This is a genomic window from Roseateles sp. P2_H4 (assembly GCF_056403315.1).
Genome location: NZ_JBFUFR010000014.1, coordinates 59,679 through 85,423 on the forward strand (window position 1 = coordinate 59,679; position 25,745 = coordinate 85,423).

At 69.3% G+C, this 25,745-nt stretch carries 22 protein-coding genes; 11 read left to right on the forward strand and 11 right to left on the reverse strand.

Annotated elements, in window-relative coordinates:
* The first annotated feature begins 2 nt into the window (after positions 1–2).
* Positions 3–1,274 (forward strand): glycoside hydrolase family 10-like protein, encoded by a 1,272-nt coding sequence (locus tag AC1DW3_RS12465; protein ID WP_477931628.1) that lies wholly within the window; start codon positions 3–5, stop codon positions 1,272–1,274.
* Between the two features lie 9 nt (positions 1,275–1,283).
* Here the strand turns inward: AC1DW3_RS12465 and AC1DW3_RS12470 are convergent, their stop codons facing one another.
* Positions 1,284–3,071, reverse strand: a complete 1,788-nt coding sequence (locus AC1DW3_RS12470; RefSeq protein WP_477931629.1) for a S8 family peptidase — start codon at positions 3,069–3,071, stop codon at positions 1,284–1,286.
* Positions 3,072–3,261: 190 nt separating this feature from the next.
* On the opposite strand from AC1DW3_RS12470, the gene AC1DW3_RS12475 reads away from it, so the two are divergent.
* Positions 3,262–4,518 carry a glycerophosphodiester phosphodiesterase family protein gene (locus AC1DW3_RS12475; protein ID WP_477931630.1) on the forward strand — a complete coding sequence of 419 codons (1,257 nt, stop codon included), beginning with the start codon at positions 3,262–3,264 and terminating at the stop codon, positions 4,516–4,518.
* A gap of 22 nt (positions 4,519–4,540) precedes the next feature.
* Here the strand turns inward: AC1DW3_RS12475 and AC1DW3_RS12480 are convergent, their stop codons facing one another.
* Positions 4,541–5,992 carry a CotH kinase family protein gene (locus AC1DW3_RS12480; protein WP_477931631.1) on the reverse strand — a complete coding sequence of 484 codons (1,452 nt, stop codon included), beginning with the start codon at positions 5,990–5,992 and terminating at the stop codon, positions 4,541–4,543.
* Positions 5,993–6,137: 145 nt separating this feature from the next.
* Here AC1DW3_RS12480 and AC1DW3_RS12485 point away from each other — a divergent pair, with 145 nt between their 5' ends.
* Positions 6,138–6,920, forward strand: coding sequence for a substrate-binding periplasmic protein (locus tag AC1DW3_RS12485; protein ID WP_477931632.1), 783 nt, complete (start codon positions 6,138–6,140; stop codon positions 6,918–6,920).
* A 10-nt stretch (positions 6,921–6,930) separates the two neighbouring features.
* Here the strand turns inward: AC1DW3_RS12485 and AC1DW3_RS12490 are convergent, their stop codons facing one another.
* A complete protein-coding gene (locus tag AC1DW3_RS12490; protein ID WP_477931633.1) occupies positions 6,931–7,497 on the reverse strand; it encodes a flavodoxin family protein in 567 nt (188 codons plus the stop codon).
* Positions 7,498–7,671: 174 nt separating this feature from the next.
* Here AC1DW3_RS12490 and AC1DW3_RS12495 point away from each other — a divergent pair, with 174 nt between their 5' ends.
* Positions 7,672–8,328, forward strand: coding sequence for a hypothetical protein (locus tag AC1DW3_RS12495; RefSeq protein ID WP_477931634.1), 657 nt, complete (start codon positions 7,672–7,674; stop codon positions 8,326–8,328).
* 1 nt (position 8,329) lies between these two features.
* Here the strand turns inward: AC1DW3_RS12495 and AC1DW3_RS12500 are convergent, their stop codons facing one another.
* Entirely contained in the window at positions 8,330–8,707 is a 378-nt protein-coding gene (locus tag AC1DW3_RS12500) for a DUF779 domain-containing protein (protein ID WP_477931635.1), read from the reverse strand.
* Positions 8,708–8,754: 47 nt separating this feature from the next.
* The gene (gene exaC, locus AC1DW3_RS12505; protein ID WP_477931636.1) at positions 8,755–10,278 is read right to left on the reverse strand and encodes an acetaldehyde dehydrogenase ExaC; all 1,524 of its coding nucleotides are present in this window, start codon (positions 10,276–10,278) and stop codon (positions 8,755–8,757) included.
* A 402-nt stretch (positions 10,279–10,680) separates the two neighbouring features.
* On the opposite strand from exaC, the gene AC1DW3_RS12510 reads away from it, so the two are divergent.
* Together AC1DW3_RS12510 and AC1DW3_RS12515 are read left to right on the forward strand one after the other, a co-directional pair.
* Complete coding sequence (locus AC1DW3_RS12510; RefSeq protein WP_477931637.1) at positions 10,681–12,429, forward strand: PQQ-dependent methanol/ethanol family dehydrogenase; 1,749 nt, start codon at positions 10,681–10,683, stop codon at positions 12,427–12,429.
* 68 nt (positions 12,430–12,497) lie between these two features.
* On the forward strand, positions 12,498–12,809 hold the full coding sequence (locus AC1DW3_RS12515; RefSeq protein WP_477931638.1) for a high-potential iron-sulfur protein: 312 nt from the start codon (positions 12,498–12,500) through the stop codon (positions 12,807–12,809).
* Between the two features lie 7 nt (positions 12,810–12,816).
* Here the strand turns inward: AC1DW3_RS12515 and AC1DW3_RS12520 are convergent, their stop codons facing one another.
* The 6 genes from AC1DW3_RS12520 to AC1DW3_RS12545 form a co-directional block, all read right to left on the reverse strand.
* Positions 12,817–13,518, reverse strand: coding sequence for a hypothetical protein (locus tag AC1DW3_RS12520; protein ID WP_477931639.1), 702 nt, complete (start codon positions 13,516–13,518; stop codon positions 12,817–12,819).
* Positions 13,519–13,520: 2 nt separating this feature from the next.
* Positions 13,521–14,015 (reverse strand): hypothetical protein, encoded by a 495-nt coding sequence (locus AC1DW3_RS12525; protein WP_477931640.1) that lies wholly within the window; start codon positions 14,013–14,015, stop codon positions 13,521–13,523.
* The gene (locus AC1DW3_RS12530; RefSeq protein ID WP_477931641.1) at positions 14,012–14,623 is read right to left on the reverse strand and encodes a hypothetical protein; all 612 of its coding nucleotides are present in this window, start codon (positions 14,621–14,623) and stop codon (positions 14,012–14,014) included. Before AC1DW3_RS12530 ends, AC1DW3_RS12525 begins: the two co-directional genes overlap by 4 nt.
* Entirely contained in the window at positions 14,611–15,264 is a 654-nt protein-coding gene (locus tag AC1DW3_RS12535) for a hypothetical protein (RefSeq protein ID WP_477931642.1), read from the reverse strand. The genes AC1DW3_RS12530 and AC1DW3_RS12535 overlap by 13 nt, the downstream gene beginning before the upstream one ends.
* Positions 15,261–16,196 (reverse strand): pyrroloquinoline quinone biosynthesis protein PqqB, encoded by a 936-nt coding sequence (pqqB, locus tag AC1DW3_RS12540; protein WP_477931643.1) that lies wholly within the window; start codon positions 16,194–16,196, stop codon positions 15,261–15,263. Before pqqB ends, AC1DW3_RS12535 begins: the two co-directional genes overlap by 4 nt.
* Before the next feature lie 202 nt (positions 16,197–16,398).
* Positions 16,399–18,486, reverse strand: a complete 2,088-nt coding sequence (locus AC1DW3_RS12545; protein ID WP_477931644.1) for a sigma-54-dependent Fis family transcriptional regulator — start codon at positions 18,484–18,486, stop codon at positions 16,399–16,401.
* 279 nt (positions 18,487–18,765) lie between these two features.
* Between AC1DW3_RS12545 and pedF the strand changes: the two genes are divergently transcribed.
* Genes pedF through AC1DW3_RS12570 form a run of 5 tightly spaced genes read left to right on the forward strand, consistent with a single transcriptional unit; the run spans position 18,766 to position 25,610 of the window.
* Positions 18,766–19,179: a cytochrome c-550 PedF gene (pedF, locus tag AC1DW3_RS12550; RefSeq protein ID WP_477931706.1), complete on the forward strand. Its 414-nt coding sequence runs from the start codon at positions 18,766–18,768 to the stop codon at positions 19,177–19,179.
* A complete protein-coding gene (locus AC1DW3_RS12555) occupies positions 19,176–19,997 on the forward strand; it encodes a substrate-binding periplasmic protein (RefSeq protein ID WP_477931645.1) in 822 nt (273 codons plus the stop codon). The genes pedF and AC1DW3_RS12555 overlap by 4 nt, the downstream gene beginning before the upstream one ends.
* A gap of 27 nt (positions 19,998–20,024) precedes the next feature.
* Positions 20,025–22,145 (forward strand): TonB-dependent receptor family protein, encoded by a 2,121-nt coding sequence (locus AC1DW3_RS12560; RefSeq protein ID WP_477931646.1) that lies wholly within the window; start codon positions 20,025–20,027, stop codon positions 22,143–22,145.
* A gap of 10 nt (positions 22,146–22,155) precedes the next feature.
* Positions 22,156–23,097 (forward strand): beta-propeller fold lactonase family protein, encoded by a 942-nt coding sequence (locus AC1DW3_RS12565; protein WP_477931647.1) that lies wholly within the window; start codon positions 22,156–22,158, stop codon positions 23,095–23,097.
* A gap of 23 nt (positions 23,098–23,120) precedes the next feature.
* Entirely contained in the window at positions 23,121–25,610 is a 2,490-nt protein-coding gene (locus AC1DW3_RS12570) for a TonB-dependent receptor (RefSeq protein ID WP_477931648.1), read from the forward strand.
* The last annotated feature ends 135 nt before the right edge of the window (positions 25,611–25,745 follow it).

Here is a 25,745-nt window from a genome sequence, read left to right on the forward strand (position 1 = left end):
CCATGAAACGTCGCGATCTGCTCAGTCTCGCCTCCATCCCGCTGCTCACCGCCTGCGCGACGCCGCCGGCACCGGCGCCCATGGTGCCGCCCAGCGAAGGCGCCCTGGCGCCGACGCCAGCGGCCTCCGCACCCGCCGTCGCCGCGTCCACGACGCCACCGCCACCGCGCGAATGGCGGGCCGCGTGGATCGCCACCGTCGCCAACATCGACTGGCCCAGCAAGCCCGGCCTCAGCGCCGAGGTGCAGCAGGCCGAGATCAAGGCCCTGTGCGACACGGCCGTGCGCATCGGCCTCAATGCGCTGATCCTGCAGGTGCGCACCGCTGCCGATGCCCTCTACGACTCCAAGCTCGAGCCCTGGAGCGAGTACCTCACCGGCACCCAGGGCCAGCACCCGGGCTACGACCCGCTGGCCGTCTGGCTCACCGAGGCCCGCGCGCGCGGCCTGGAGCTGCATGCCTGGATCAACCCCTACCGCGCCCGCCACAGCTCGGCCAAGTCCGCCATGGCCGAGAGCCACATCGGCCGCAGCCGCGATTGGGTCAAGCGTTATGGCGACCAGCTCTGGATGGACCCGGGCGACGCCGCCGCCGCCGAGCAGACCCTGGCCGTGGTGCGCGACATCCTGAGCCGCTACGCCGTCGACGGCATCCACATCGACGACTACTTCTACCCCTACCCCATCAACGACCCCACCACCAAGCAGGAGGTCGACTTCCCCGACGAGACGAGCTGGCAGCGCTACACGGCCAAGGGCGGGTCTCTGAGCCGCCACGACTGGCGCCGCTACAACGTCAACACGCTGGTGCAGCGCATGTACGCGCTGGCCCACGAGGTGCGGCCCGGCACGCGCGTCGGCGTCAGCCCCTTCGGCATTCCCAAGCCCGGCGCGCGGCCGCCCGGCATCAGCGGCTTCAGCCAGTACGACAAGCTCTACGCCGACGTCGAGCTGTGGCTGCGCGAGGGCTGGATGGACTATCTCGCGCCCCAGCTCTACTGGCCGCGCGCGCAAACGGCCCAGTCCTTCGAACCGCTGCTGCAGGCCTGGCGCGCGTCCAACCCCCTGGGCCGGCCCATCCATCCGGGCCTGTTCACCAGCCGCATCAACGACACCGACAAGAGCTGGCAGCCCGACGAGGTGCTGGCACAGATCGACATCATCCGGCGCGCCTCGCCGGGCAGCGGCCACATCCACTTCAGCATGGCGGCGCTGGCGCAGAACCGCAAGGGCATTGCCGACGCGCTGCGAGCCGGGCCCTACGCCCAGCCCTGAGCCCGCGCTTCAGTAGGCGTAGGCAATCTTGCGCAACTGCACCTCGTAGCCGCGGTCGCTGGTGCTCAGCGACGACAAGGTGCTCTTCACGCGCAGATAGACCGCCAGCGTCTTGCCCGTCGCGTTGAAGTAGTTGACCTCGGTCTTGCCGTTGACGATGGCGGCGGCCTTGATCAGCTTGCCGCTGGCGTCCAGCAGCTCCATCGTCGCGTTGAAGGGGAAGATATCCAGCAGCGTCGGCGGGTCCAGCGTCAGCGTGGTCTGCAGCGTCGTCGAGGCGGCCAGGTTGATCGAGTAGATGTCGACGAACTGCGGGTAGGCCGGCTGCAGCGTGCCGCGCACCCGCGCCGGGAACACGTTCAGGTACTGGGCCTGGGCCAGCGTGTCGTTGGGCTCCTTCTCAAGACGCAGGCCCCGCGCCGCGATGATGGCCTGCTCGGCGTCGACGATGCCGGCGCCACAACCCGTGCAGCTGCCCGGGAAGGTGCGCGCGGTGGACCGCATCAAGGAGGCCATGTCCGACGGCAGCACCGTCGAGTTGACGGCCGCCATCAGCGCGGCCACGCCGGCGACATGGGGCGCCGCCATCGACGTGCCGCGCAGCCAGCTGTAGCCGTCGGCCACCGGGCCGTTCATGCCGCTGTTGGACAGCGACAGCACGTTGCCGTAGGTCGCGTCGCCGCCCGGCGCCGCGATGTCCACCATGTCGCCGTAGTTGGAATAGCTGGAGCGCGCGCCGACCTTGTTCGTCGCGGCCACGGCCATCACATGCTTGCAGTTGGCCGGCGTCTGCTTGGCGACGTCCTGGTTGTCGTTGCCGGCTGCGACGACGATCAGCGCCCCCTTGTTGTAGGCGTAGTTGATGGCCGACTGCGTGATGCTGGCGCAGGCCGCCTCGCCGCCCAGCGACAGGTTCAGGATCAGCGCCGGGTTGGCGTTGGCCGGCACGCCGGCCACCGAGCCGCCCGCGGCCCAGACGATGCCGTCGGCGATGTCCGACGTGGCCCCGCCGCACTTGCCCAGCACGCGCACCGGCACGATCCTGGCCTTGGGCGCCACGCCGGTGACGCCCAGCGCGTTGTTGCCCACGGCGGCGATGGTGCCGGCGACATGGGTGCCGTGCCAGCTGCTGTTCTGGGCCGGTTTGTCCGCACCGCACTGGTCGGCGGTGACGTTGTCGCCGGGGTCGCTGGCATTGCTGTCGCGGCCGCCACCGTCGCCGGCACGGGTGCTGTCGGTGATGAAGTCATAGCCCGGCAGCAGGTTGGCCGCGATGTCGGCATGCGGCAGCACGCCGGTGTCCAGCACCGCCACGCGCACGCCAGAGCCCATGCCGATGTCCCAGGCCTTGGGCGCGTTGATGCCACCGGTCGGGTCGCTCATGTCCCACTGGTTGGCCCAGTTCGTGTCATTGGGCGTGAAGGTGGGACGCATGACGTGGTCGATCTCGACGGACTCGATGCTCGGGTCCGACAGCTGGATGTCGCGCGCCAGCTGGGCCAGCGCGCTGGCCGGCACGCGCTGGGCGAGGCGAATGACGCGATGGCCGAGTGCGCTCTCGCGATCGAAGGCCACGCGCTGGCCGCGCGCCTCGCTCATGGCGCGAAAGCCCTGCAGCGCGGCCTTGGCCGCCACCGGCGTGCGCGCGCCGTCGCGGAACTTGATGATGAGGCCGGCGGCCTGGGGCTCGGCTCGGCTCATCGCGACCTGGGCCTGAGCCTCGGTGACGGCCGGGTTCAGGCCGAACAGCGCAGCAGCGACGAGGCTCAGTGCGAAAGTCTTGCGGGTCGAATGCATGAAAGTGGCTCCGTGTTGAAAGTGCCCTCATGCTCGACAGCGCCGGTTGCAGCGCCGCTTCAATGCTGGCGGCGTTTGGTTTCGTTTGTTTCTCAGCGCCGACCCCTAACTCGCAATTTCGTGGCCCGATGTCATGCAGGCTTCATGCTGCCTGCCTAGCGTGCCGGGCATGCAACCCCAAGGACTGACCATGCCCCGCACCTTCGCCCGCCTCGCCCTGCTGGCCCTGGCCGCCACCAGCCTGACCGCCCTGGCCCACGACGGCGATCGCCGCGACGGCATCGCCAGCGTGCAGCTCGGCCCGCGCCCCTTCTTCCTGGTCAACGACATGGCCGACAGCCCGCTGAAGAAGCGGCTGCAGCATTGCGCCGCCACGCGCGAGAACTACCGCCCCACGCTGTTCTCCATCGGCCATCGCGGCGCGGCGCTGCAGTTCCCGGAGCACACCAAGGAGAGCTATGAGGCCGCCGCGCGCATGGGCGCCGGCATCGTCGAGTGCGACGTGACCTTCACCAAGGACAAGGAACTCGTCTGCCGCCACGCGCAGAACGATCTGCACACGACGACCAACATCCTCGCCACGCCACTGGCGAGCAAGTGCATCAAGCCCTTCACGCCGGCCGCCTTCGACGCCGCCGGCAACCTGGCCGCGGCGGCCGCCGCCGAGTGCCGCACCAGCGAGCTGACGCTGGCCGAGTTCAAGACSCWGCGCGGCAAGATGGACGCCTTCAACCCGCGCGGCCGCACGGTAGCCGAGTACATGGCCGGCACGCCCAACTGGCGCACCGACCTCTATGCCGGGCCCAGCAGCGGCACGCTGCTGACGCTGAAGGAAGCCATCGCGCTGTTCAAGAAGCTCGACGTGAAGATGACGCCGGAGCTGAAGGCGCCCAGCGTGGTCATGCCCTTCGATGGCTTCACCCAGGCCGCCTATGCGCAGAAGATGATCGACGAGCACAAGGCCGCCGGCGTGCCGGCGCGCGACGTCTGGGCGCAGAGCTTCGACCTCAACGACATCCTCTACTGGGTCAAGAACGAGCCGGCTTTCGGCCGCCAGGCCGTCTACCTGGACGACGCCAACGTGCCGGCCGACCTGCCCACCGCCGAGCAGCTCAAGGCCTACCGCGCCCAGGGCGTGCGCATCGTCGCGCCGCCGCTGTGGGTGCTGCTCGCGGCTGACACCAGCGGCAACCTGCTGCCTTCGCAATACGCACGCAATGCCAAGGCCGCCGGCCTGGACATCATCACGTGGTCGCTGGAGCGCAGCGGCATCCTGGCCGACGGCAGCAACGGCTCCTACTACCAGACCTTCGACAGCGCCATCACCCGCGAGGGCGACATGTTCCGCATGCTGGACGTGCTGGCCCAGGACATCGGCGTGATCGGCGTGTTCTCGGACTGGCCGGCCACCGTCAGCTTCTACGCCAACTGCACGGGCCAGCGCTGAGCCGTGGTGCGCGGCGCCGGGCTCACTTGCTGAGTTCGGCGTCCATCCAGGCCAGGCGTTCGCGCTGCCAGCGCAGCATCTCCCTGACCTCGCCGTCATAGCTGCCCATGGCGATGCGGGTGTACCAGCTCACCCAGTCGAAGATCGGCCACTTGACGAAGTTCTTCTGCTGGCCCTTGGTCATCCAGGCGGCGCGGGCCTCGGCGTAGTTGAGGATCTGCTCGAACTTGCCATCGGCCTTCAAGGCCAGCCAGCGCGCCTTGACCTTGGCGGCGAAGGCCGGGTCCTCGAACAGGCGGGCGAACCACGGGTACTGGCGCAGATGCCAGCCCGCCGTCTTGTCCACGTTGTTGTAGCCGGCGTTGCCGAAGGCGAGGTCGAAGTCCCAGATGGGGCCGAAGTGGAGCTTGCCGTCACGCTTCTTGGCCATGAAGAAGCTCGCGATGGCGCCGTCGACGTTCTTGGCGAACTCGTTGATGAGGTAGTAGTCGATGACCGAATCGACGTCCAGGTATTTGGCATAGCCCGTGGCCGGGTCCTTGAAGTCGGCGCCGAACAGCGCGGCTTCCGCATCGGCAAAGTACTTCTCGAGATAGGCCCGCTGCGCCGCCCACTCGGGCCTGTACATGTCCTCGGGCTCCTTCACGCAGAAGGGCGCGCTGCGCGTCGAATCCACGCAGTACTGCGTGTCGCGCTGGGTGTTGACGCCGTTGACGCAGAAGGTCGAGAACGCCGCCGCATCCGGGTCCCGGCAGTAGTCCTTGTGCATGCGGAAGTCCACCTCGATGAGGTAGCCGCCGGAGATCTTGTCGGGCGCGGTGTCGCCGGCCTTGAGCTCGGGGATGTCGACGCGGTCCTTGGCCACGCGGATCTGCTCCGCCAACTGGTAGAGGCCACGGTACTCGCCGTTCAGCGTCACCTCCACGACCTGGTCGCGCACCGTGTAGGCCATGCCGAGGCTGCGGCTCAGCGAGAAGGCCATGTCGTTGCGCATCAGCGTCTTGTCCGCGTAGTTGGCCAGCAGCACCCAGTGCTTGCTGGACGGCATGCCCGCCAGCGCCGTCGCATTGCCCAGCTTGATGCGATAGGGCTTCTTGGGCCAGTCCCAGGTCGAGTTGCCGCGGCCGCGGATCTCCAGCGCGCCCTCGGCCGCCGCCAGGCCGGCGCCGGCGAGCTTGAAGCTGCCCTTCACATAGTCCTCGCGATTGAGGATGGGGGCAGCGTTGGTGGTCGTGATCTCCAACTGCGCGAAGGACTCCGCCGTGCCGGTGGGGAACCACGCCGGGGGCGGCGCGGGCGCGGGGGCCGGGGCCGGAGCGGGTGCGGGCGCCGGGGTCGGCGCTGGGGCAGGTGCGGGCGCTGGAGCGGGGGCAGGAGGTGGTGGCGTGGAACCGCCTCCACCGCCGCCGCAGCCGGCGACCAGCCATCCGGCCGCAGCAGCGGCCAGCCATTTGTTGTTGTTGTTCTTCGTCATCCCTGCCATCTCCGTGCAGATCCGCCGCGAACGCGACGGCGCACGAGTTTAGGCAGGGCTCGCCGCGCCGTGGTTACGGCTGGGGTACGGGCGCAAGGCCGGGCGAAGGGCTACATTGCACGAGAAGCCCGCACCTCATCCCGGCATGCGCTCCGTCGTCCGCCTCTTGTGCCTCGTCCTCGCCCTGCCCGGCGCGTTCGCGTCGGCCTGCGAGCTGCGCATGACCTGGAAGCATGAACCGCCCTACCAGTACGAGGACGAGCAGCGCCGGCTCACAGGCCTGGAGGTCGAAGTCGCGCGTGCGGCCCTGGCGCGCATGGCCTGCCGGCTGGTCCCCGTGGAGCTGCCCTTCGCCCGCGCGATGGCGGAGCTCGAAGCCGGCCGCATCGACATCGTTCCCGGCGTGCTGGCCCGCCCCGAGCGCGAGCGCTATGCCCGCTTTTCGCTGCCGGGCGTGCGCACGCGCAACCTCGTGTTCCTGCGCAGCGACCTCGGCCCCGGCCAGCGCATCGCCACGCTGGACGAGCTGCGCGCGTCGGACCTGCGCGTGGGGGTGGAGCGCGGCACGGCCTACCGGGCCGAGTTGAAGGCCCGGCTCGCGCGGCCGGGCATGGAGCGCCGGCTGGAGGAGGCCACCAGCCTCGAAGGCCTGCTGCGCATGCTGCAGATGCAGCGCATCGATGCCTTCGTGGCCGACGAGTATTCGGCCAGTTTCCTGGCCCGCCAGCTCGGCCTCGGCTCGGCGATGCAGGCCAGCGCCATCGTCATCGATGAAGACGCGCCGGTGTTCGCCTTCTCGCGGATCAGCGTAAAGCCGGCTCTGGTGGAGCGCTTCAACGAAGCCCTCGACGCCCTGCAGCGCGACGGCACCCTCAAGCGGCTGGAGACCCAGTTCCTGCACCCACCGCCGACCTCGCGCCGCCCTTGAGCGTGGCGGATCAACTCAGCAGCAGCTTGGCCGCCGCGGTCATCGCGGCTTCGTCCTTCAGCACGTCGCCAGGCCGGCTGCCGTCGCCCAGCACGGCACCGCCCCAGCGCATCTTCATGTAGTCGGCGCTGAAGCGCAGGCTGTCCACCAGCGGCGCCGCCAGGTGGGGCGCCTCGCCGCTGCTGGTGGCGCACAGCACATACATCGCCTTGCCGGCCATCTGCGACTTGAAGTCCAGGCCGGGCACGCGCATGAAGGCGCTCCAGTGGTCGAGATAGAGCTTGAGCGGCGCCGGCAGGCTGTACCAGTACAGCGGCGCGGCGACGAGCATGTCCGTGGCCCAGAGGGTGTCCTTCAGGGCACGGCCGAGATCGCCCTCGGGCTCGGGGTATTGGCCGCTGCCCTCGTGGCGCACGTCCACAAAGGGCGGCATGGCCAGTTCAGCAAGACGCAGCCAGCGCACTTCCACGTCGCCGGGAAGGCCTTGCGTGGCCGCGCGGGCCATCAACTCGGCATTGCCATCGGCTCGCGTGCTGGCGAGCAGGACGAGCACACGGCGGGCGGCGGATTCGGTCATGGCAGGCGAAGGGTCTGGGGCAGAGGCCGCATCTTGTCCCGGGACGGCAACCCCTTGCCGGACTAGCCCTTTGGCGCTGGACCCCTCCATCTGCGGGGCGCCCCCAAGTCTTTGGGGTGGGCATGGCCTGCCGTCAGGCAGCCAATGGCCAAACCGCTTTTTCGGGAGACCCCCATGCGCCGAGCTCTCATTGCCTTCGCCTTGTCAGCCCTGGGCTCTGCCCACGCGGCGAGCGTGTCCGTCTACGCCTCGCTGGCAGCCTGGCAGGGCGCCGTCAGCGGCGCCATCCAGACCCAGGATTTCTCCGGCTACGCGACGGGCACCGACCTCACCGGCGTGCAGGTGCTGCCCGGCGTCACGCTGTCCAGCAACATCGGCCCCGTGGAGGTTTTCAGCGCCGCTGACCACCGCGCCAGCGCCTTCGGCCCGCAGCGCGCCCAGGGTGACGGCTACTACCAAGGCCAGTACGCCCTGCCCTTCCTCGCCGCGGCGCTGGACATCACGAGCTTCGAGGCCATCCCGGGCAATGCGTCCACGGCCATCGACGACGGCGTGCTGTCCTTCCTGTTCAGCGACGGCAGCACCCAGAGCATGAACATCTCCGGCAACCCCACCGGCGCGGCGATCTTCATCGGCATCGTGTCGGACGTGTCCATCACCTCCTTGCGCTGGACGGAGGCGCATGAGGGCAACGGCGGCAACGAAGAGACCGGGCTCGACAACCTGCGCGTGGCCATGCGCGCCGTCAACCAGCTGCCACTGCCGGGCACGCTGCCGCTGGCGATGCTGGCCCTGGGCATGCTGCCGCTGCTGCGAAACCGCAGGCGCTGAATCAGACGGGGCCGATAGGCGCCAGCCGCGCCACCTCCTCGTCGGCCCACAACCGGAAGTGGGCGACGAAATGCTGGCCCGAGCCGTCTTCCAGCCCGAAGCTGCCGCTGTTGCCGGGCGCCACGTCCAGCGTCATCTGCAGGCCGGCGAGGTAGTCGCACTGGGCCTCGCTGGCGTACACCGGCACCTCGGCCACTTCGCCCAAGCGGCGATCCCCGGCGCTCAGCTTCAGCTCGTGCACGGCAAAGCACATCGGCGCGCTGCCGGCGCAGCAGCCATGCGATTGGTAGAACAGCAGCTCGCCGTGCCGTCGCTTTAGCTCGCCGATCAAAGCCAGCGCGGCCTCGGTGGCCTGCACGCGTGGAATCAAGGCCGTCATGGTGAGAAGGGGCGACCGAGGCCGCCCCCTGGCTTGCGCCGTTCCGCTCAGAAGAAGCCCAGTGCGTTGGGGCTGTAGCTGACCAGCAGATTCTTGGTTTGCTGGTAGTGGTCGAGCATGGCCTTGTGGGTCTCGCGGCCGATGCCCGATTCCTTGTAGCCACCGAAGGCAGCGTGCGCCGGGTAGGCGTGATAGCAATTGGTCCAGACGCGGCCGGCCTGGATGGCGCGGCCCATGCGGTAGGCGCGGCTGCCGTCGCGGCTCCACACGCCGGCGCCCAGGCCATAGGGCGTGTCGTTGGCGATCTGCAGCGCCTCGGCCTCGGTCTTGAAGGTGGTCACGGCCAGCACCGGGCCGAAGATCTCCTCGCGGAAGATGCGCATATTGTTGTTGCCCTGGAAGAGGGTCGGCTGGATGTAGTAGCCGCCCGCCAGGTCGCCACCCAGCTGGGCTCGGTCGCCGCCGATCAGCACCTTGGCGCCTTCTTCCTTGCCCAGCGCCAGATAGGTCTGGATCTTGTCCATCTGCATGGCCGAGGCCTGCGCGCCCATCATGGTGTCGGTGTCCAGCGGGTTGCCTTGCTTGATGGCGGCCACGCGCTTCAAGGCACGCTCCATGAACTTGTCGTAGATCGACTCCTGGATCAGCGCGCGGCTGGGGCAGGTGCAGACCTCGCCCTGGTTGAAGGCGAACAGCACCAGGCCCTCGATGGCCTTGTCCAGGAAGGCGTCGTCTTCGGCCATCACATCCTCGAAGAAGATGTTGGGGCTCTTGCCACCCAGCTCCAGCGTGGCCGGGATCAGGTTGCTGGCCGCCGCCTGGGCGATGACCTTGCCGGTGGCCGTGGAGCCGGTGAAGGCGATCTTGGCGATGCGCTTGCTGGTGGCCAGCGGCATGCCGGCCTCGCGACCGAAACCGTTGACGATGTTCAGCACGCCCGCCGGCAGCAGGTCGGCGATCAGCTCGGCCATCAGCAGGATGCTGATGGGCGTGCTCTCCGCGGGCTTGAGCACGACGCAGTTGCCCGCGCCGATCGCCGGCGCCAGCTTCCAGGCGGCCATCAGGATCGGGAAGTTCCACGGAATGATCTGGCCCACCACGCCCAGCGGCTCCTGGAAGTGATACGCGATGGTGTTGCCGTCGATCTCGCTGAGCGCGCCTTCCTGCGCACGCACGCAGCCGGCGAAATAGCGGAAGTGATCCACCGTCAGCGGGATGTCGGCGTTCAGCGTCTCGCGGATGGGCTTGCCGTTGTCCACGCTCTCGGCATAGGCCAGCAGCTCCAGGTTCTGCTCGATGCGGTCGGCGATCTTCAGCAGGATGTTGGCCCGCTCGGCCGGCGGCGTGGCGCCCCACTTGGCCGCGGCGGCATGCGCGGCGTCCAGCGCCAGCTCAACGTCCGCAGCGCCCGAGCGCGCAGCCTGGGTATAGACCTTGCCGTTGATCGGCGAGATCACGTCGAAATACTGGCCCTCGACAGGCGGTACGAACTTGCCACCGATGAAGTTGTCGTAGCGGGGCTTGTAGGCGATCTTGGCGCCGGCGGCGCCGGGGGCGGCATAAACAGTCATGGCTTGTCTCCTGCAATGGGTTGAGGCAAGTCCATCAACGCAGAACCCGTGCCAGCACGCGCCGAGCCCGCCATGGCCTGCTGCAGGGGCCGCAGCCAAGGGAAATCACCCGCCGGTTGTTGCAGGCTGGAGCAGTTCGGCACAGGAAGGCACACCTCGCCGGGCGCCCTTCCCGCCGCGGCGGCCGGCAGTGCTCCAACGGCCCGCTGTCACAGCACGGCGCAGCCTGTTCACGGCGCTGAACACCGCCCCCGGTGCAACCCTGCGTCCGGCCGGTCGCTGGACCCCGCGACTGCTCCATCTCGCGGCGATTTCGATTGGCATGGAGCTTGCGCCTTGGCAGGCCATCCGCTCGCCGCATCGGCATGGCGGTGCAAATCCATCAACAAAGGAGACAACGCCATGCAACTCAAACCTCTCGCCGCACTGCTGTCCGTGAGCTTGGGCCTGATGGCCGCCGGCAGCGCCAGCGCCGCCGTGACCGACCAGATGATCGAGGCCTCGTCCAAGTCGGGCCAGGAAGTGCTGTCCTGGGGCCTGGGCACGCAGGGCCAGCGCCACTCGACGCTCAAGCAGGTCAACGTCGGCAACGTGGCCAAGCTGGCGCCGGTCTGGGCCTTCTCCTTCGGCGGCGAGAAGCAGCGCGGCCAGGAATCGCAACCGCTGATCCACAACGGCAAGATGTTCGTGACGGCCTCCTACTCGCGCATCTTTGCGCTGGACGCCGCCACCGGCGCCAAGCTGTGGAAGTACGAGCACCGCCTGCCCGACGGCATCATGCCCTGCTGCGACGTCGTCAACCGCGGCGCGGCCTTGTTCGACAACCTCGTCATCTTCGCCACGCTGGACGCCCAGATCGTGGCCCTGGACCAGGCCACCGGCGACGTGGTCTGGAAGGAAAAGATCGACGACTACGCCGCCGGCTACTCGGCCACGGCCGCGCCCATCATTGCCCAGGGCCTGCTGCTGACGGGCGTGTCGGGCGGCGAGTTCGGCGTGGTGGGCCGCGTCGAGGCGCGTGACCCCAGGACCGGCAAGATGGTCTGGAGCCGCCCCACCGTCGAAGGCCATATGGGCTACACCTGGGACAAGGCCGGCGTGAAGCACGAGAACGGCATCTCCGGCACGCAGGGCAAGAGCTGGCCCGGCGACCTGTGGAAGACCGGCGGCGCGGCCACCTGGCTGGGCGGCACCTACGACCCCAAGACCGGCCTGGCCTATTTCGGCACCGGCAACCCCGCGCCTTGGAACAGCCATCTGCGCCAGGGCGACAACCTGTTCTCCTGCTCCACCGTCGCCATCGACGTGAAGACCGGCCAGATCAAGTGGCACTACCAGGGCACGCCCAACGACGGCTGGGACTTCGACGGCGTCAACGAATTCATCACCTTCGACCAGGACGGCAAGCGCATGGGCGCCAAGGCCGACCGCAACGGCTTCTTCTACGTGCTGGACGCCGCCAACGGCCAGCTCGCCAACGCCTTCCCCTTCGTCAAGAAGATCAGCTGGGCCACCGGCATCGACCTCAAGACCGGCCGGCCCAACTTCGTCCCCGAGAACCGCCCCGGCGACCCGACCGCGGGTGCCGACGGCAAGAAGGGCAACTCGGTGTTCTCGTCGCCCTCCTTCCTGGGCGGCAAGAACCAGATGCCGATGGCCTACAGCCCCGACACCAAGCTCTTCTACGTGCCCGCCAACGAATGGGGCATGGAGATCTGGAACGAGCCCATCGCCTACAAGAAGGGCGCCGCCTACCTGGGCGCCGGCTTCACGATCAAGACGCTCAACGACGACTACATCGGCGCCCTGCGCGCGGTGGACCCCAAGACCGGCAAGATCGTCTGGGAGGTCAAGAACAACGCGCCGCTGTGGGGCGGTGTGCTGACCACCGCCGGCAACCTGGTGTTCTGGGGCACGCCCGAGGGCTACCTGAAGGCTGCTGACGCCAAGACCGGCAAGGTCGTCTGGCAGTTCCAGACCGGCTCGGGCGTCGTCGCGCCGCCGGTGTCCTGGCAGCAGAACGGCGAGCAGTACATCAGCGTCGTCTCCGGCTGGGGCGGTGCCGTGCCGCTGTGGGGCGGTGACGTGGCCAAGAAGGTCAGCTTCCTGGAGCAGGGCGGCATGGTCTGGGTGTTCAAGCTGCCCAAGTAAACCGCTCGTTTCGTCGTGACGGCGCCGGCCTGTGCAGGCCGGTGCCACGTTCATTCCCCGAGGTTCCCATGCATCCCACCCGCCGCATCTTCATGCTTCAGGCCACCACGGCCTGCCTCGCCTGCCCGGCCGTGGCCCAGACGACCACGCCCGTCGACGAGGCCAGTGAAACCGCCGTGGCCCTGGGTTACAGGCACGACACGACCAAGGTCGACGCCGCCAAATACCCCAAGCACCAAACCAGCCAGCACTGCGCCAACTGCCAGTTCTGGCAGGCCAAGCCGACCGACGCGTGGAGCCCATGCGCGATGTTCGGCCGCAAGGCGCAAGTGGCCAAGAACGGCTGGTGTGCCGCCTGGGTCAAAGCTCCGGGGGGCTGAGCCCTCTCTAGTTCCACGACTCCAGCGCCAGCGTGCGCGAGCCGCCCACCAGCATCGGCGAGGTGGACGGCTCGCTGCGTTCCAGCTTCACCAGGCCCACGCCGCGGCAGTACCACTCCACGGTCGTCAACGGCTGGTCCTTGAAGCCGCTGATGGCGTCGACGAAGACCCGCACCGTGGCGCTGCCGCGCACGCGCAGGCAGGGCGAGAACTTGCCGGCCGGCGCCTGCACCTCGTCGGCCACGGCCTCGATCTCGTAGAGCATGGGAATGCTGGGATGGCTGTGCTTGATCTCGCGCGGGTACTCGGCGGTGCGCATCAGCAAATAGGCCGTCGTCGGCGCCTGCCATTGCGTGCCCACGGCGAACGGCGCCTTCAGCACATAGCGGCCCGGCGCATCGGCCACCGGGTCGGCCTGCATGTCGCTCTTGCTGGCCACGCGATAGATGCCGCTGTCGTCCGCTCGCAGCCAGTAGTTGACGCCGCTGTCGCTGCGGCGCTGCCAGGCGGGCTTGTCGTCGAGCACCAGGGTCTCGGAGCCGAGCGTGCGCAGCGTCAGGCTCTCGCGCTCGGACGTGTCGGCACCGCTGCGCGTGGTGACGGTGTACGTCCAGCGATGGCCGCTTTCGAGCGGAAACCATGACTGCCCTTCGGGCGCGCGGCTGCAACCGGTCAGGGCCATCAGCGTGAACAGAAGACTGCGTCGCATGCTCATTTTTCCGGTAGTTGCGGCAGCGGCATGTCGCGCAGCTTCACCTGCTGCTCGTCGCTGCCCGGGCGCAGCCAGGCCAGGCCCTTGCGGCCCACCTTGGGCTCGGCCGTGCCCAGCTGGGCGATGCCGTTGCGCACCTTCTTCAGGCCCTCGTTCAGCAGGCCATGCAGGTCCTTGCTGTAGGGCAGCAGATAGGCCCGTGGCTGGGCGGCGGGCTTGCCGTCCTCCACCGCGTTGACCCACACATAGAGGGCCCCGTCCCGCTTCGGGCCGGGTTCCTCGATGACGGCGGCCAGCAACACGAAGCGCTCGGGCAGCGGGTCGCCGCTGGGCCAGCCCCACAGCGTGTGGATGGCCGCCTCGCCGTAGAAGTAGAAGCTGGTGACGCCCACCACCAGCAGGCCGCGCAGCCAGGCGGGCCAGCGCGAGTGCAGCAGGGCAAGCAGACACAGCAGCAGCAGGGCGGCGAAGCTGAGGATGATGGGCAGGGTCATGACGGTCTTTGCATCAGGCTCTTGGGCAAGGTGTTGACGTTGACGACGCTGCCGTCGGGCAGCAGCGTGAAGCGCACGGCGGTGGCTTCGTCGCCCTGACGGGCCAGCTTGACGGTGCCGTAGAAAACGACGTCGGCGCGGGGGTTGACCTTGATGACGGTGACGGTCACCGGCACCGGCTGGCCGTCGTGCGACTGGTAGTACTGGGCGTTGACCACGTGCTCGCCCGGCACCAGGCCGCGCAGCGTCACCACCTCCTGGCGGAAGGGACTCTGGATGCGCTGGCCGTTGATGATGGTGGAGGCGTTGCCTTCGCCGCGGTCATCGCGGTCCAGGTACATCAGCCCTGCCTCGCGCTGGCGGAACCACACCAGGTTGCCGCCGGGGTCCTGCACCCAGGTGTCGATGTCGTTGGGGCTGTTGTCGGGCCAGGCAACGTTGATGAGGTACTCGGCCTTGGACGGCACGTCGCCGGCCTTGGTGGCGCGCGGGTTCATGGCCAGCAAGGCGACGATGAAGCAGAAGACGAAGCCGATCAGCAGGTTGAACAGCATGTCGTAGAAGGGGTCGACCTCGGCCTCGCGAGAGCCTCGTCTCAGGCGGCGCATGACGCACCGTCCTTCTTCAGCGCTGCACGCTGAATGTCGGCGACCAGGGCGTCAGCAAAGCGATCCAGCCTGGTGAGTTGAAGACCCAAGAGGATGTTCCCGACCAGCCCAACCATGGTCGTCAGCAGCGCCACGCCCAGGCCCGCCGTCAGGCTGCGCAACAGCTCCTGCGACTGCGAGGGATCAAAGCTCTGCACCTTGCCGATGGACAGGGCCAGCATCGAGAAGCCGATGACCTTGCCCAGCAGCCCCAGCTTGAGCTGGATCCCATTGACCCACCAGGCCGTGCCATGCGGGCCGTGGCTGTGCTCCAGCAGCAGGTCGGTCGCCAGGTCGCCGGGCGCGCCGAGGTAATCCGCCGCCCAGCAGGCCTCGTCGGCGCGAGCCAGCCGCGGGTCGGCGAGCAAGACACGCTGGCGCTGCAGCTCGCGCGAACGTTGGCCACACCACAGCGTCGAACACAGGAAGACGGCCATGATGACCAGCGTCAGCCCGGTCGGGTCAGCGCCCAGCAGCAGGGCCCAGACGCCGCGCACGCCCAGCAGCCAGGTGCAGAAGGCCAGGCCACCGCACAGCGTCAGCCACTCCAGCCACAGCGGCTCGGCCGGGCGCGATGGGCGGGTGAGGGGAACGGCGCTCACAGCTCGATCACCATGCCGTCGTGCGCCACCTCGATGCCCCGCTCGGCCAGCTCGCGGTGCTGGGCGCCGCGCCGGTCGAGGATGGGGTTGCTGTGGTGGACGTGGGTCAGCACCTTGCGCGGTGCGCCGCTGGCCTGCAGCACCTCGATCATGCCGGCGCGCTCGCCATGGCGGCTCTGCGGCAGATGGCCCTTGTCGCTGGCGCTGACGCTGCCCACACCGGCCTGCTGCATGCCGTGTTCGGTCCAGAAGGTGCCGTCGACGACGGCGCAGTCGGCCTGGCGCATCCAGGCCAGCTCGGCCTCGCCGACGTTGGCCAGGGCTGGTGACAGGAACAGCCGCCGGCCGGTGCGCAGGTCCTGCACCTGCAGCGCGATGCATTCGCCCGCGGCTTCGCTGCGCAGGCGGGCATGGCGCGGCGCCTGCGCCGGCACGGCCACGGCGGAGAAGCTCAACGCCGGGAAGCCCGGGATCTCGAAGCTCGCGCTGCGCGTGTCGCCGGCGATGGGCAGCATGCGCCAGCGCACCCGGCAGTAGCTTTCCAGCACATGCAGCAGCGGCAGCTCGGCGGTCAGGTCCTCGAACACCAGCGGCGTGGCGTAGATCTCCAGCTCGCGGCTCTCGCGCAAGGAGAGCAGGCCCGCGACGTGATGCAGCCGCGAGTCCAGCAGCACGACGGCGCGGATGGGCATGTCACCCGCATGCGCCGGCTGCAGCGCCGGCGTGGCGCGGATCTGCTGCGGCAGGTCGGGCGAGGCGTTGATGAGCAGCCAGCCCTCGCCGGGCCGGCCGTCCTGGGAGATGGCGATGGAGCTCTGCGTGCGCGCGCTGGCGTCGAGCTCGCCGCGGCGAAAGGCGCTGCACAGCCGGCAATGGCAGTTCCACAACGGGAAGCCGCCGCCCGCGCCGGAACCGAGCACAAGGAGCTTCATGAGAAGCGTCCAAAGGAAAGACGGGGCATGGGTGCAAGGAGTCGAGTCAATGCACCCATGGGTGCAAGACCCGTGCCTTGCGAAAACACCGCTCCAGGCGGCGTCAATCAGGGGTTTTGCTCCAGTTCGGCACAGCGCCGCGCAGCAGTCTCCCCGGGAAAGTCCCGGGCCTGGTTTGAGGCCCGGGAACAACGCCAAACGCCTACGCCGGCCGCTCGGCGCTGTTCCAGCGCAGCTTGCGATAGATGGTGTTGCGGCTGATGCCCAGCTGCTTGGAGGCCAGCGAGATATTGCCGCCCACCGCATCCAGCGTCGCGCGGATCATGTCGATCTCGGCCTGCTCCAGCGTGCGCGCGGTAGCCACCGCCTCTGCAGCCGCCGCTACGGGCGGGCGGGCCGGGGATGCCTCGAAGGCCGGCCAGCCCGGCGTCGCCGCACAGTCCTGCACCGGCCGCGGCATGGAGAGAGCCGGTGCCGTCAACACGCCGCCGACAGTGCGCTGCATGTCTTCGAGGAAGTCGTCCGACAGATGGGCCTGCGTGACCAGATGCTCGCCGGCCGACATCACCGCCGCCGTGCGCAGCACATTGGCCAGCTGGCGGATGTTGCCCGGCCACTGGTAGCGGCGGAACATGCCCAGCACCTGGGGGCTCAGCTCCGGCGTGTCCTGCGGGCGCTCGGCCTGCAGGATGCGGCGCACGATGGCCTCGATGTCGGTGCGCTCGCGCAGCGCCGGCAGGCGCAGGGCCAGGCCGTTGAGGCGGTAGTAGAGGTCCTCGCGGAAGGACTGCGCGGCGATCATGTCGCGCAGGTTGCGGTGGGTGGCGCCGATGACGGCGATGTCCACCGCGATGGACTTGGTGCTGCCCAGCGGCGTCACGCTGCGCTCCTGCAGCGCGCGCAGCAATCGCGCCTGCAAGGGCAGCGGCATGTCGCCGATCTCATCGAGGAACAGCGTGCCGCCATTGGCCTGCACCAACCGCCCCGGCGCGCCCTTGCGCCGCGCGCCGGTGAAGGCGCCCTCCTCATAGCCGAACAGCTCGGCCTCGATCAGGCTCTCGGGAATCGACGCGCAGTTGACGGCCACGAAGGGCTGGCGTGAACGGGCCGAGTCGTGGTGCACGGCGCGGGCCAGCAGCTCCTTGCCGGTGCCGGTTTCGCCCAGCACCAGCAGCGGGATGCCCTTGTCCAGCACGCGCTTGACCTTCTGGATGACGGTCTCCAGCTGCGGGTCGCCGGTGCGCAGGTATTGCAGGCCCGAGAAGCGCTGCGCGCCGTTGGCCGTGGCCACGTCGGCCATCACCGCCGGGGCGGCGACGTCGCTCACGTCGGACACCTCGGTCGCCTCCACCGTGTCGCCGCGCAGCCCCGACACCACCGGCCGCGACGGCCAGTCAAAGCGCGCCCGCACATAGAAGCTCTGCCCCGTCGACAGGCTCAGCTGCATGGGCGGCGACATGGGCATGCGGAAGTGGTCGTACACGGCCGCCGGCGTCGTGCCGAGCAGGCTGCTCAGGCTGCGCGAGCGCAGCTCCGCGCCGCTGACGCCGAGCTGGTCCAACGCCGCGCGGTTGCCGCCCAGCAGCTTGCCCTCGGGTGACACGACGAGGATACCTTCGAGCAGGGTGCCGATGAACTCGGGCCGGCTGTGGAAGTGCAGGCGCAGGCGGTTGTTGTAGTCGTCCGAGAGCCAGTGGTTCTCGATCATGCGGGCCGACATGCGCACCAGACCCATGGTGTGCTGGTGGTAGCCGCGGTGGTCGCCGGTCACGTCCAGCACGCCCAGCATGTTGCCGCGCGGGTCGAAGATCGGCGAGGCCGAGCAGGTCAGGAAGTTGTTGGCGTGGATGAAGTGCTCGCCGCCATGCACGAGGGTGGGCACCTCCTCGAACAGCGCCGTGCCGATGGCGTTGGTGCCCTTGGCATGCTCGGCCCAGTTCTCGCCCGGGGCCAGCGCCACGCGCTGGGCGCGGATCAGGAAACCGTCGTCGCCTACCGAGTGCAGGATGGTGCCCTGCGCGTCGGTCAGCACGATCATGCTTTCGGTATTGACGATCTGCTCGTAGAGCAGCTGCATCACCGGCGCGGCATGCGTGTACAGGCGGTGGTTGCGCTCGCGTGCGAGGTTGAGGTCGCTGCGGATCATCGGGTCGAGATCGCATTTCTCATGGCGCTTCAGGCCCAGCGCTTCGCTGCGCTGATGGCTGCGCTCGATGAAGGCCTGGCGTGGCGGCGCCTGTGGCACCGCGCCAACCGGCTCTTCGGTCTGGATGGACATAGAGGCTTTCATGGGACCTGCCTCCGCAGGCTTGTCTCCGGGGTGAGCGGTCGTGGCCGCACTTGTCTTTGAATCATCGTGTCCCAAACCGATCCGTCTGTCCATGACACCGATCAAGCGCGGATCACGCCACTGTTCCAAGTTGGAGCAATCCCGTCCTGGCATGTCGATTGCAGAAAGAAGGCCAAGCCCAGCGGGCGGACAGATCACGACCACAACGGAGACAGCCTCATGAAACCCCATCCCCTTGTCATTGGCGGCATCCTCTGCCTGGCCGCCGTCGCCGCGACCATGCAGGCCTGGGCCCACGGCGACGTCACGCCGCAAGCCGTGGACACCTCCACCCTGCCGCCGCTGGGAGAGGCCTGGCGCCCCGAGAACCCCTACCGCGGCAACGAGGCCGCCATCAAGGTCGGCACCTCGGCCTTCAACCAGAACTGCGCCCGCTGCCACGGCCTGGAAGCCATCTCGGGCGGCATCGCCCCCGACCTGCGCCGCCTGGACAACGACTGCACCACGCTGAAGGACGCCGCCAAGAAGGCCGCCTGCGTGAAGGAGAACGACGACTACTTCCTGAACACCGTGCGCCACGGCCGCAGCCGCAACGGCGCCGTCTACATGCCGCCCTTCGAAGGCGTGTTCAACCAGGAAGCCATGTGGGCCGTGAAGACCTATCTGGAAACGCGCCGGGAGAAGCCGCTGTGAGGCGCCGTGAACTGCTGGCCTGGGGCGCCGCAGCGGCCGCCTGGAGCAACGGCGCCGGTGCCGCCACGCTCGCCCAGGTGCGCGAACGCGGCCGCCTCGTCGTCGGTCTGTACGAGGACATGCCGCCCTTCCACGTCAAGGGCCAGGGCATCGACATGGAGCTGGGCAAGGCCCTGGCCGAGGCGCTGGGCGTCAAGTTCTCGCCGCTGCCCTTCAATGCCGACGAGAACATGAACGACGACCTGCGCAACATGGTCTGGAAGGGCCATTACCTCGGCTACGGCCCGGCCGACGTGCTGCTGCATGTGCCGGTGGACCGCCCGCTGATCGACGCCACGCCGCAGGCCACCATCTTCGGCCCCTATTACCGTGAACGCGTCATGCTGGCGCGCCGCGTCGACGAGCTGCCCACGCTGGATGCGCTGTCCCAGCTCGGCAAGCGCCGCGTCGCCGTGCCGGGCCAGACGCTGGCGGGCTGGCTGATGATCGGCGCGGACGGCGGCGCCTACCGCGAGCAGTTGCTGACGCAGTTCAAGGACGGCTGTGAAGCGGCCCGCGCGCTGCAGCGCGGCGAGGTGGCCGCGGCGGCCGGCCTGGCCTCGGAACTGGAGGCGGTGCTGGCCGGGGATACTGCCTACCGCATCGAGCCCCTGCCTTCGCCCCGGGCGCCGCGCGACGGCTGGGCTGCCGGCATGGCCGTGAAGCGCGACGCCACCGACCTCGCCCAGGCCCTGCAGCAAGCGCTCAACGGCCTGGTGCAACAAGGCCGCGTGGCCGAGATCTTTGCCCAGCACAAGGTGGCCTGGCGCTCGCCCTGAGCCGAACGACAGCCCCAGGAGACAAACATGAACCGACATCGATTCGCGCACCTGACGCGAAGGACCGCCCTCGCACTCGCTGCCGCCAGCGCCACGGCTTATGCAGCACCCGTGCCGACCGTGCTCGAACCCGTCCTCGTCACCGCCACGCGCACCGAAGCCGCGCCTTTCGACGTGCCCGCCTCCATCGATCGCATCGACGGCGACGCACTGCGCGCCGGCCGTGCCCAGGTCAATATCTCCGAGGGCCTGGGCGCCGTGCCGGGCCTGCTGGCGCGCGACCGCCAGAACTACGCCCAGGACGTGCAGATCTCGGTGCGCGGCTTCGGCGCACGGGCCAGCTTCGGCATCCGCGGCGTGCGCGTCTATGTGGACGACATCCCCGCCACCCTGCCCGACGGCCAGGGCCAGATCACCAATGTCGAGATCGGCACCGTGGGCCGCGTGGAGGTGCTGCGCGGGCCGTTCTCGGCGCTGTACGGCAATTCCTCGGGCGGCGTCATCAGCATCTATTCCGAGAACCCCGCCGGCCCGCCGCGCCTGGACGCCGGCGTCAGCTTCGGCAGCGACGGCCTGCGTCGCGTGGCCGCCTCCAGCAGCGGCAAGGCCGGCGCCATCGGCTACACGCTGGGCGCCAGCCGCTTCGAGACCGACGGCTACCGCCAGCACAGCCAGACCGAAAGGCGCCTGGGCAATGCGCGACTGAACTTCAAGCTCGGCGCCGACACCCAGCTGACCCTCATCGCCAACAGCGTCGAGCTGCCCGAGGCCCAGGACCCGCTGGGCCTGACCCGCGCCCAGTGGCAGGCCGACCCGCGCGGTGTCGACCCCGGCGCGCTGAGCTTCGACACCCGCAAGACGATGAAGCAGGCCCAGGGCGGCCTGGTGCTGGAGCACGGCATCGACGCCAGCAACTCGCTGCGCGTGATGGTCTACCAGGGCCACCGCACAACGACGCAGTTCCAGTCCATCCCGGTCGCCACGCAGGCCAGCCCCCTGCACCCCGGCGGCGTCATCGACCTGGCCCGCGACTACCAGGGCGCCGATGTGCGCTGGCGCTGGAAGAGCGCCACGGCCAGCGTCATCGCCGGCATCGCCGCCGATGAGCTGAGTGAGCACCGCGTCGGTTACCAGAACTTCATCGGCACGACCCTTGGCGTGCAAGGCGCCCTGCGCCGCGACGAGACCAACCACGTCAGCAATGCCGACCCCTATCTGCAGGCCGAATGGCGGCCCACGCCGGCCTGGCTGCTCAGCGCCGGCGTGAGGCGCAGCAAGGTCGACTTCCGCTCGACCGACGCCTACATCACCAAGACCAACCCCGACGACAGCGGCGCCGCCAGCTACGCGGCCAACCTGCCGGTGCTGGGCGCCAGCTACGCCGTCGACGACAGGCTGCGCGTCTACGCCACCGCCGGCCGCGGCTTCGAGACGCCCACGCTCAACGAGCTGGCCTACCGCCCCAGCGGTGGCACGGGCCTGAACTTCGGCCTGCAGGCCTCGCTGAGCCGCAGCATCGAAGCCGGCATCAAGGCCAAGCCCTGGGACGGCAGCGAACTCACGCTGGCGCTGTTCCAGACCGGCACCGAGCACGAGATCGTCACGCAGACCAATCTCGGCGGCCGCGCCACCTACCAGAACGCCGGCGCCACCCGCCGCCGCGGCCTGGAGGCGTCAGCTGCCTTCCAGCTCGGCACCACGCTGCAGGCGCAAGTCGCTGCCACCTGGCTGGACGCGCGCTACCGCGACGGCTTCCTGACCTGCACGGCCACGCCCTGCGCCGCGGCCTCCAGCCAAGTCAACGCCGACAACCGCATCCCCGGCATCGCCCGCACCGCGGTCTATGGCGCGCTGACCTGGCAGCCGATCAGTGGCTGGCGCACCGGCCTGGAGGCGCGCGCACTGAGCAAGGTCTATGTCAACGACCTCAACAACGACGCCGCCCCCGGCTACGCGACGCTGGCCGCCCACGTCGGCTACCAGTTCAGCCTCGGCCCCTGGGACCTCGGCGCCCTGCTGCGCGTGGACAACCTGGGCGACCGCCGCTACGCCGGCTCCGTCATCGTCAACGACGGCAACGGCCGCTTCTTCGAGCCCGCACCGGGTCGCACCTTCCTCGCCAGTGCCAACGCGAGCTATCGCTTCTAGGAGAGCCGCCATGCACCGCCTCCTGCCCACGCTGACCCTGCTCGTCACGGCCATTGCCTCGGCGCATGCCGGCCCGCTGGCTTACGTCTCCAACGAGGGCTCGGGCACGCTCAGCGTCATCGACACCGCCACCGACGCCGTGCTCTACGAACTGCCCGCCGGCGCCAAGCCACGCGGCGCCGTCATCAGCCCCGATGGCCGCCGTGCCTATGTCAGCGACCAGCCCGGCAACCGCCTTGTCGTGCTCGACCTCGCCGCGCGCCGCCAGGCCGGCGAGATCCCGCTCGGCGAGTCACCCGAAGGCCTGGGCCAGTCCCCCGACGGCCGCTGGGTCGTGGCCGCCGTCGAAGAGGCCAACGAGATCGTCTTCGTCGACACGCGCACCATGGCCCGCAGCTTCGCCGTCAAGGTGAAGGGCAAGAACCCCGAGCACGCCGTCTTCAGCCCCGATGGGCGCTGGGTATTGGTCAGCGCGGAGGAAGGCAGCGCCGTGGACGTCATCGACGTGGACAAGCGCGCCCAGGTCGCGCAGATCCCCGTCGGCACACGGCCGCGCGGCATCGGCTTCTCGCCGGACGGCAAGCGCGCCTTTGTCGCCGCCGAGATGTCCAGCGAGATCTATGTCATCAACACCCTGACCTTCACCGTGTTGAACAAGCTCCAGGCCGGCGCCAAGAGCAACGGCATCAGCGTGCACCCCGACGGCCGGCGCGTCTTCATCTCCAACGGCGGCGAGGCCAGTGTCTCGGTGCTGGACCTGGCGAGCATGACGCTGGTTGCCACCATCCCGGTCGGCCAGCGGCCCTGGAACATGGCGCTGACGCCCGACGGCAGCAAGCTCTACGTGGCCTGCGGGCGCTCCGGCGCCGTGTCGGTGATCGACACCGAGACCCAGCAGCGCGTGGCCGACGTGGCCGTGGGCAAGCTGCCGTGGGGCGTCGTGATCCGCTAGCAGCGGCCCCCACAAGGAACACCATGACTCACCGCCACAGCAGATGCTGGGCGGCGCTGGCACTCGCCTATGCGTCCGCCTCCCACGCCCAGATCCACCAGCTCGAAAGGGTCGAGGTCGTCGCGCTGTCGCCGGTGCCGGGCGTGGATGTGCCGCGCGACTGGATCCCGTCGGCCGTGCAGACCGCCCGCGCTGCCGACCTCGAGCGCAGCCAGGCCCTGGACCTGAGCAGCTTCATGAACCGGCGCCTGGGCAGCGTCTACCTCAACGAGGTGCAGGGCAACCCGCTGCAGCCGGACCTGAATTTCCGCGGCTACACGGCCTCGCCGCTGCTGGGCTCGCAGCAGGGCCTGTCGCTGTATCTGGACGGTGTGCGCCTCAACCAGCCCTTCGGCGATGTCGTCAGCTGGGACCTGCTGCCCAAGTCGGCCATCGCCGCCGTCGCGCTCAACCCGGGCTCCAACCCGCTGTTCGGCCTCAACACGCTGGGCGGCGCGCTGGCGGTACAGACCAAGGATGGGCTGAAGCACCCCGGCAGCTCGCTGCAACTGCTGGCCGGCTCGCACCGCCGCAGCGCCGTCGAGTTCGAGCATGGCGGCGCCGACGCCGAAGGCCGGCACTGGTTCATCACCGGCAACCAGTTCAACGAGCGCGGCTGGCGGGCCGACTCGCCGTCCCACGTGAGCCAGCTCTTCGCCAAGCTCGGTCGGCGCAGCGGCGACACCGACGTCGCCCTCACCGCCGCGCTGGCCCGCACCAGCCTGAACGGCAACGGCCTGCAGGAACAGCGCTTTCTCGACCGCGCCCGCGCCAGCGTCTACACCCGGCCCGACAACACCAGGAACCGCTCGGTCCTGCTCAATCTCGCGCTGTCGCAGAGCCTGAACGCGCAGTGGACGCTGAGCGGCAACGCCTACGCGCGGCTGATCCGCACCCGCACCTACAACGGCGACCTCAACGACGACGCGCTGGACCAGTCCCTCTACCAGCCCAGCGCCGCCGAACGCGCGGCCCTCGCCAGCGCGGGCTATACCGGCTTCCCGACCGCCGGCGAGAGCGCGGCCAACACGCCGTTCCCGAAGTGGCGCTGCATCGCCCAGGCCCTGCTGAAGGACGAGCCGGCCGAGAAGTGCAATGGCGTCATCAACCAGACCCGCACCCACCAGCACAACCAGGGCTTCACCGCCCAGCTCGGCCACGACGGCCCGCTGTTCGGCCTCAAGAGCCAGTCCCTCATCGGCGCCGCGGCCGACTTCAGCCGCAGCCACTTCATGCAGGGCTCAGAGCTGGGCTATCTCAACGCCGACCGCGGCATCGCCGGTGTCGGCGCCTTCGGTGACGGCATCAGCGGCGGCGAAGTGGATGGCGCGCCCTACGACACGCGCGTCGACCTGGCCGGCCGCACGCGCACGCTCAGCGTCTTCGCCAGCACGGTGCTGGGCATCGCCGACGGCACGCACCTGACGCTGTCGGGCCGCTACAACCAAAGCACGGTGCGCAACCGCGATGCCATCACGCCCGGTGGCAGCGCGGGTTCGCTGGACGGCGACCACCGCTTCAGCCGCTTCAACCCCGCCATCGGCCTGACCTTCACGCCGGTGGCCGGCATCAACGCCTGGGTGGGCGTCAACCAGGGCAGCCGCGACCCGTCGTCCATCGAACTCGGCTGCGCCGACCCCGCCAACCCCTGCAAGCTGCCCAATGCCTTCGCCGGCGACCCGCCGCTCAAGCAGGTCGTCACGACGACTGCCGAGGCGGGCATCCGCAGCGCATCAGGCGGCCCGCTGGCCTGGAGCGTCGGCGTGTTCCGCTCCGACAACCGCGACGACCTGCTCTTCGTTGCCGACGACGCGGCCGGCTTTGGCTACTTCAAGAACTTCGGCAAGACGCGCCGCCAGGGCGTCGAGCTGGGCCTGTGCAGCCAGCCGGCCAAGGGCCTGACGGCGGGCGTGAATCTCACGTTGCTGGACGCCAGCTACCGCACGGCCGAGGTCGTCAACGGCGCGTCCAACAGCAGCAACGATGCGGCGCTGGCGGGCCTGCCCGGCGTGGACGGCAATATCCAGATCAGCCCCGGTGATCGCATCCCGCTGGTGCCACGCAAGATGCTCAAGCTCTATGCCGATCTCGACCTCGGCGAGGCCTGGAGCCTCGGTGCGGACGCCATTGCGATGGGCGGCTCGACGGCGCGCGGCAACGAGAACGGCCAGCACCGGCCCGCCGGCAGCCACTACCTCGGCGCGGGTCGCAGTGCCGGCTACGCGGTGCTGAACATCACTGCGGCCTGGAAGCCGAGCAAGGGGCTGAAGCTGTTCGCCCAGGTCAACAACCTGCTCGACCGCGCCTACGCCACCGCCGCCCAGCTCGGGCCCACGGGCTTCAACGAGGCGGGCAACTTCCAGAGCCGGCCCTTTGCGGCCAACGCCAACGGTGACCGGCCGTTGCGCCACGCGACCTTCTACGCGCCGGGTGCGCCGCGGGCTGTGTCGGTCGGCGTGAAGTACGAGTACTAGCCCTCGGGCGTTGCTACACGCGGGCACAACGCGCCCGGGGCGCACGCAACAGCGCACCTGCGTACACACCCGCAACAGCGTGCCCCCTTGGCACGCCCGACTGCTCCCACTGCGCCGCGCGGCAACGCCCACGTG

Excerpts from the sequence above, each read along its gene's own strand:
- AC1DW3_RS12465 (WP_477931628.1), top strand. The coding sequence starts at position 3 with ATGAAACGTCGCGATCTGCTCAGTCTCGCCTCCATCCCGCTGCTCACC.
- AC1DW3_RS12470 (WP_477931629.1), bottom strand. The coding sequence starts at position 3,071 with ATGCATTCGACCCGCAAGACTTTCGCACTGAGCCTCGTCGCTGCTGCG.
- AC1DW3_RS12480 (WP_477931631.1), bottom strand. The coding sequence starts at position 5,992 with ATGACGAAGAACAACAACAACAAATGGCTGGCCGCTGCTGCGGCCGGA.
- AC1DW3_RS12485 (WP_477931632.1), top strand. The coding sequence starts at position 6,138 with ATGCGCTCCGTCGTCCGCCTCTTGTGCCTCGTCCTCGCCCTGCCCGGC.
- AC1DW3_RS12490 (WP_477931633.1), bottom strand. The coding sequence starts at position 7,497 with ATGACCGAATCCGCCGCCCGCCGTGTGCTCGTCCTGCTCGCCAGCACG.
- AC1DW3_RS12495 (WP_477931634.1), top strand. The coding sequence starts at position 7,672 with ATGCGCCGAGCTCTCATTGCCTTCGCCTTGTCAGCCCTGGGCTCTGCC.
- AC1DW3_RS12500 (WP_477931635.1), bottom strand. The coding sequence starts at position 8,707 with ATGACGGCCTTGATTCCACGCGTGCAGGCCACCGAGGCCGCGCTGGCT.
- exaC (WP_477931636.1), bottom strand. The coding sequence starts at position 10,278 with ATGACTGTTTATGCCGCCCCCGGCGCCGCCGGCGCCAAGATCGCCTAC.
- AC1DW3_RS12510 (WP_477931637.1), top strand. The coding sequence starts at position 10,681 with ATGCAACTCAAACCTCTCGCCGCACTGCTGTCCGTGAGCTTGGGCCTG.
- AC1DW3_RS12515 (WP_477931638.1), top strand. The coding sequence starts at position 12,498 with ATGCATCCCACCCGCCGCATCTTCATGCTTCAGGCCACCACGGCCTGC.
- AC1DW3_RS12520 (WP_477931639.1), bottom strand. The coding sequence starts at position 13,518 with ATGCGACGCAGTCTTCTGTTCACGCTGATGGCCCTGACCGGTTGCAGC.
- AC1DW3_RS12525 (WP_477931640.1), bottom strand. The coding sequence starts at position 14,015 with ATGACCCTGCCCATCATCCTCAGCTTCGCCGCCCTGCTGCTGCTGTGT.
- AC1DW3_RS12530 (WP_477931641.1), bottom strand. The coding sequence starts at position 14,623 with ATGCGCCGCCTGAGACGAGGCTCTCGCGAGGCCGAGGTCGACCCCTTC.
- pqqB (WP_477931643.1), bottom strand. The coding sequence starts at position 16,196 with ATGAAGCTCCTTGTGCTCGGTTCCGGCGCGGGCGGCGGCTTCCCGTTG.
- AC1DW3_RS12545 (WP_477931644.1), bottom strand. The coding sequence starts at position 18,486 with ATGAAAGCCTCTATGTCCATCCAGACCGAAGAGCCGGTTGGCGCGGTG.
- pedF (WP_477931706.1), top strand. The coding sequence starts at position 18,766 with ATGCAGGCCTGGGCCCACGGCGACGTCACGCCGCAAGCCGTGGACACC.
- AC1DW3_RS12560 (WP_477931646.1), top strand. The coding sequence starts at position 20,025 with ATGAACCGACATCGATTCGCGCACCTGACGCGAAGGACCGCCCTCGCA.
- AC1DW3_RS12565 (WP_477931647.1), top strand. The coding sequence starts at position 22,156 with ATGCACCGCCTCCTGCCCACGCTGACCCTGCTCGTCACGGCCATTGCC.
- AC1DW3_RS12570 (WP_477931648.1), top strand. The coding sequence starts at position 23,121 with ATGACTCACCGCCACAGCAGATGCTGGGCGGCGCTGGCACTCGCCTAT.